6 protein-coding genes are annotated in these 4861 nt (G+C 30.1%); 4 read left to right on the forward strand and 2 right to left on the reverse strand.

The annotated features are described in order from the left end of the window. Window positions 1–94: 94 nt before the first annotated feature. The 3 genes from HMPREF2961_RS12505 (at window position 95) to HMPREF2961_RS12515 (ending at window position 2000) form a co-directional block, all read left to right on the forward strand. Entirely contained in the window at window positions 95–292 is a 198-nt protein-coding gene (locus tag HMPREF2961_RS12505; RefSeq protein ID WP_002314481.1) for a phage holin, read from the forward strand. 10 nt (window positions 293–302) lie between these two features. Then, window positions 303–1319 (forward strand): peptidoglycan recognition protein family protein, encoded by a 1017-nt coding sequence (locus tag HMPREF2961_RS12510; RefSeq protein WP_002308842.1) that lies wholly within the window; start codon window positions 303–305, stop codon window positions 1317–1319. Between the two features lie 249 nt (window positions 1320–1568). After that, on the forward strand, window positions 1569–2000 hold the full coding sequence (locus HMPREF2961_RS12515) for a DUF4231 domain-containing protein (protein ID WP_002308843.1): 432 nt from the start codon (window positions 1569–1571) through the stop codon (window positions 1998–2000). A gap of 231 nt (window positions 2001–2231) precedes the next feature. Here the strand turns inward: HMPREF2961_RS12515 and HMPREF2961_RS12520 are convergent, their stop codons facing one another. After that, entirely contained in the window at window positions 2232–2489 is a 258-nt protein-coding gene (locus HMPREF2961_RS12520; protein ID WP_002295273.1) for a hypothetical protein, read from the reverse strand. Window positions 2490–2651: 162 nt separating this feature from the next. On the opposite strand from HMPREF2961_RS12520, the gene bsh reads away from it, so the two are divergent. Beyond that, complete coding sequence (bsh, locus tag HMPREF2961_RS12525; protein WP_002287105.1) at window positions 2652–3626, forward strand: choloylglycine hydrolase; 975 nt, start codon at window positions 2652–2654, stop codon at window positions 3624–3626. A 543-nt stretch (window positions 3627–4169) separates the two neighbouring features. Here bsh and HMPREF2961_RS12530 read toward each other — a convergent pair. Then, complete coding sequence (locus HMPREF2961_RS12530; RefSeq protein ID WP_002308844.1) at window positions 4170–4472, reverse strand: DUF5960 family protein; 303 nt, start codon at window positions 4470–4472, stop codon at window positions 4170–4172. Window positions 4473–4861: the final 389 nt, after the last annotated feature.

The following is a 4861-nucleotide window of genomic DNA, read 5'->3' on the forward strand; positions in this document are numbered from 1 at the left end:
ATACACATGCAGAAAAATTGGTAGAACACACACAACAAATTAAAACTTTATTTAGGGAAACATCTCGATAAAAATAGAAAGAAGATGAATAAAGATGATCTTACCTGATAAATATTATCAAATCATTAAGTGGGCGGTACTTACGGTACTTCCGGCTACATCTGTATTAGTTGCAACACTAGGCAAAGCATATGGATGGAATGGAACAGATATGACAGTTCTGACTATCAATGCAGTAGCGACGTTTTTAGGTGTTATCACTGGTGTGTCTGCATATAACTTAAAAAAATAGGAGGAAAAAAATGAAGAAGAAAATCATTTTATCATTGAGCCTAATAATGGCTCTTTTTTTATTGCCAATTAATGGGTTTGCCTATACGATTAACAATGAATTTAATTTAGGTGTAAATGAAGGTAGCTCTCAAGTAGCGAATAATCAGTATATTTTACTGCATGAAACAGCTAACGAAACAGCAACAGGACGCAATGAAGCACAGTATATGCAACGTTCATGGACTAGTGCTTACACTGCTTACATTGTGGGAGACGGCGGAATTGTTTACCAAGTTGGACAACTTGGTTATGTGCAGTATGGCGCTGGTTCATATGCTAATGCAAATAGTCCTGTGCAAATCGAGTTACAACACACACATGATAAAGAAACTTTTGAAAAGAACTATAAAGTATACGTTGAATTGGCAAGAGATTCAGCAATGAAATATGGTATTCCATTAACATTAGACACTCCTTATAACCAACCAGGAATCAAATCGCATTTATGGGTAACACAAAATATTTGGGGCGATCATACAGATCCTTACGGTTATCTTTCTGAAATGGGTGTAAGTAAAGAAAAACTAGCCTATGATTTGGCTCATGGTTTTACGGATGATAATCCAACTACTTCGGAGGATAAACCAGTAATTGATCCAACTCGAGCAGGTGCTGCAAATTCTACGCTGACAGATGGAACAAATTACGCCCACATTGATCAGTTCGGAGAAATCGAAAACGCAAACTTGCATGTAGCTGGATGGCACATTGCTAATTATAAATACGAGTATATTTTCATTATGGACTACAATACTGGAAAAGAACTAGCTAGAGTAAGAGCTGATGGGATTTATAGACCAGACGTAAATCAAGCTTATAATACTTTAGGAAATGTTGGCTATCATGTATCTTTCAATATGCGTGATTTCCCTAATAAGAAAGTATACGTCATGATGCGTGCGACAAACGATCCAGAAGGAAATACTAAGGGTGGAGCACAAGATTTTCATGACAAGCGTTGGTATTTAAATATTCCACAACGATAAAAAATTCCCCCCTCTTTGAGGGGCGGTACATAAAAATTTATTATTTAGATTCTATAAACATGTGCAACTTATCTAACAACAAAGTATATATTCTACAGAAGTAAACAAATAGCTTATATTTTAGGATGTACACAAATTGACAAGTATAATAAAACTTTGATAAAATACAAATGTTTTTTATTTTTATGTGTGATTAGTTAGAACTTACTTAAATCCTATTATAATATTTTTGTTAATGATTTTAATAAAATGATTGGAGAGAAAATGATGGATCAAAAAGCGTTTATCGAATCTATTGATTCTACAATCGATAGATTAAAAAAAGAAATTCGATTTTATAATAGAGTAATTGGTATCGGAAATATTATAAAAATAGTCTTATCAGCTAGTATCCCAATATTAATTGATCAGGCTTCCGAACACAGGTCTTTACTATTGATTGTTTCAATTGCTTCAGCAATAATTACAATTATACAAAGTGGGATGTCTGCATTTAATTATCAAGATAAAGTACAGACTTCGACAGAGTTATTAATGAAAATTGAAAAAGAAAAGTTGTTATATATAACGAAAACATCCCCATATAATAAAACAGATGAAGAAAATTTCCATTTAATCGTTACAACCCTTCAAACTGAATTAATTGATATTATCTCTGATTTTAATCAAGTTAATAACTAAAAATTTATTTAATTAGAAAGTAGTGCAGATAATACTAATTGTACAATTAAGAAAAGAGATAAGACTTTACATTCCTAAAAAAATGTAAAGTCTTATCTCTTTTCTTAATGCTATAAATTCATAATAACATTATGGACAATAAATTTAAAATTTATTCAGACTGTAGACAAACTCCTAAATTTAGAGTGTTGTTTGCAGTCTGACGTCTCAAAAATGAATCGTATAAATCAATTATAGTAATAAGTCATTGATTTCTTTAAATTCTTTATCAAGTTCTTTTTCATCATATTTTTCATATTTATCAGCTTCATGAAGAACTTTTTTAATTTCATGAATAGCCTTTCGTTCAACTAACCATTTTTTTAGGTTATGTTTTTTTTCTGGATTTTCAGATAACGTATCAAGTTCGTCTAACTCTTTATCCAATTTATTGACAACAGAAACAATTTTGTTTACAACTTTTTCTTCTTTGTTTTCTAAATTTGACATTTATCTTCACGTCCTTTTTATTTGATAATTTAAGTATAGAACTTTGATATAGTTTATACAAATAGAAACGCTTCTTCGTGTATTCTGTGATTTTCTTTTGAAATGAGGAAAACTTTGGAGTAAAATGAACGTGGACAGAACAATATTTAGGAGGAATAAACTATGTGTACGTCTATTACTTATGTAACAAGTGATCATTATTTTGGAAGGAATTTTGATTATGAAATATCTTACAATGAAGTAGTCACTGTTACTCCAAGAAATTATAAGTTGAATTTTCGAAAGGTAAATGATTTGGATACTCATTATGCAATGATTGGTATTGCCGCTGGTATAGCTGACTACCCTCTTTATTACGATGCGACAAATGAAAAAGGATTGAGTATGGCTGGGCTAAATTTTTCTGGGTATGCTGATTATAAAGAAATACAAGAAGGGAAAGACAATGTATCTCCTTTTGAATTTATTCCTTGGATTTTAGGACAATGCTCAACAGTAGGAGAAGCTAAAAAATTGTTAAAAAATATCAATTTAGCAAATATAAATTATAGTGATGAACTTCCTTTATCCCCTTTACATTGGCTATTAGCTGATAAAGAAAAATCAATTGTCATTGAAAGTATGAAAGATGGACTTCATATATATGATAACCCTGTGGGCGTTCTTACCAATAATCCTTCATTTGACTATCAATTATTTAATTTAAACAATTATCGTGTCTTATCGAGTGAAACTCCTAAAAATAATTTTTCAAATCAAATAAGTTTGAATGCCTATAGCCGCGGTATGGGAGGGATAGGCTTGCCTGGAGATTTATCCTCAGTATCTCGTTTTGTTAAAGCGACTTTTACGAAGCTGAATTCTGTATCTGGAGATTCAGAGTCAGAAAGTATTAGTCAATTTTTCCATATCTTAGGTTCAGTAGAACAACAAAAAGGTTTGTGTGATGTTGGTGATGGAAAATATGAATATACAATTTATTCTTCTTGTTGCAATGTTGACAAAGGAATCTATTATTATCGAACATATGAAGACAGTCAAATTACTGCAATTGATATGAATAAAGAAGACTTAGATAGTCATAAGTTAATTAGTTATCCAATTATAGAAAAACAACAAATTAAATATATAAATTAGTTAATGTGTTGTGATTGATTATTTAATATAGATATAATACAAAAAGGCAAAGATATTTTCAAAACATTTTTTCTTGATGTGATATCCTTGTCTTTTTTGTAATGTTTTTAACTTATTGCTTTTGCAAAATTTATTTACCTGTTTTCTGGATCAACGATAGTGTATATTATGCTATCCTTGTTTGGATTTTAGGACGTTTAAAGAGGCACTTTTTTACATAACTTAATCCATAGACATAGACCTTTTAAGCATGCTGTGAGATAATAATAAAGAAGAGTTTAAAGCGCACCCCAAACCACTTCCCCATAAGTGTATTACGCTTTAAACTCTTTTATATTTGAATTCACTAAGAAGCATACCATATTTTTGAAAAAAAGTGAGAAAAAAGGCTTATAATTAGGATTTAGAGTAATTAATTAGATGTTTATTTTATAGGACTGATACTATAGATTACAAATAGTATCGTATTTCGCAATCTTAAATTATCTTCTTACTATAAATAAGATAATAAAATTTGTATTTGTCCTTTTTAGGTAACTTATTTTAATCTATATACCTTTCTGGATCAACGAAAGTATACTTTATATAGTCATAACGCCGATGATCGCTCCGTGCGTCTGGCACGTCAGTCACGATATCAAACAAAAAATATACATCTTTCTTCATTCTAGTTTTCGCAGCAGGAATTTTAAAGTAGTTCTTATTAGAATAGTAGAGATTGATTAATAAGCTATCTTCGATTGCTAAAAAGAAAACTTCTGAATCCCATACTTTGTGAAAGTCTTTAATGAATTTGTTCGAAGGATCAAATTTAAACCATAATTGTGTTTTTCCTTCCATTAACATATAAAGTTCACCTCAAAAAGAGTATACGAACAAACGTTCTTGTTGTAAACCCTAAAATAGATTTTCCTGAATATGTATTGACAATATCTAAACGATAATATGCATTTCTTCTTATAAAAAGACCCTAGCAATTAAATTTGGTTGAGGTCTTTTTTCGTTCTTCTATTAATTTTTCTAACTCCTGTTTCAATATACATATAAAAAAGTAAAAATAATAGAAAAACTAGTGATAGCTTTGGTGATAGTGATATTAAAAATCAGAAAAGATAGAAAAAACAAGAGATAGATAAAATGCTGATATTTCGGCGTTTTCTAACGGTATAAAAGAGAAAAAAAGTAATAAATGTATACATGATACAAGAAAAACATGTTCGCACTTCTAGGCAAAC

It is taken from the genome of Enterococcus sp. HMSC076E04, assembly GCF_001814285.1.
Taxonomy (GTDB): domain Bacteria; phylum Bacillota; class Bacilli; order Lactobacillales; family Enterococcaceae; genus Enterococcus_B; species Enterococcus_B lactis.

Bases quoted from the DNA above. Each gene is read 5' to 3' on its own strand.
- HMPREF2961_RS12515 (WP_002308843.1), top strand. From the start codon at position 1,569: ATGATTGGAGAGAAAATGATGGATCAAAAAGCGTTTATCGAATCTATT.
- HMPREF2961_RS12510 (WP_002308842.1), top strand. From the start codon at position 303: ATGAAGAAGAAAATCATTTTATCATTGAGCCTAATAATGGCTCTTTTT.
- HMPREF2961_RS12530 (WP_002308844.1), bottom strand. From the start codon at position 4,472: ATGTTAATGGAAGGAAAAACACAATTATGGTTTAAATTTGATCCTTCG.
- HMPREF2961_RS12520 (WP_002295273.1), bottom strand. From the start codon at position 2,489: ATGTCAAATTTAGAAAACAAAGAAGAAAAAGTTGTAAACAAAATTGTT.
- HMPREF2961_RS12505 (WP_002314481.1), top strand. From the start codon at position 95: ATGATCTTACCTGATAAATATTATCAAATCATTAAGTGGGCGGTACTT.
- bsh (WP_002287105.1), top strand. From the start codon at position 2,652: ATGTGTACGTCTATTACTTATGTAACAAGTGATCATTATTTTGGAAGG.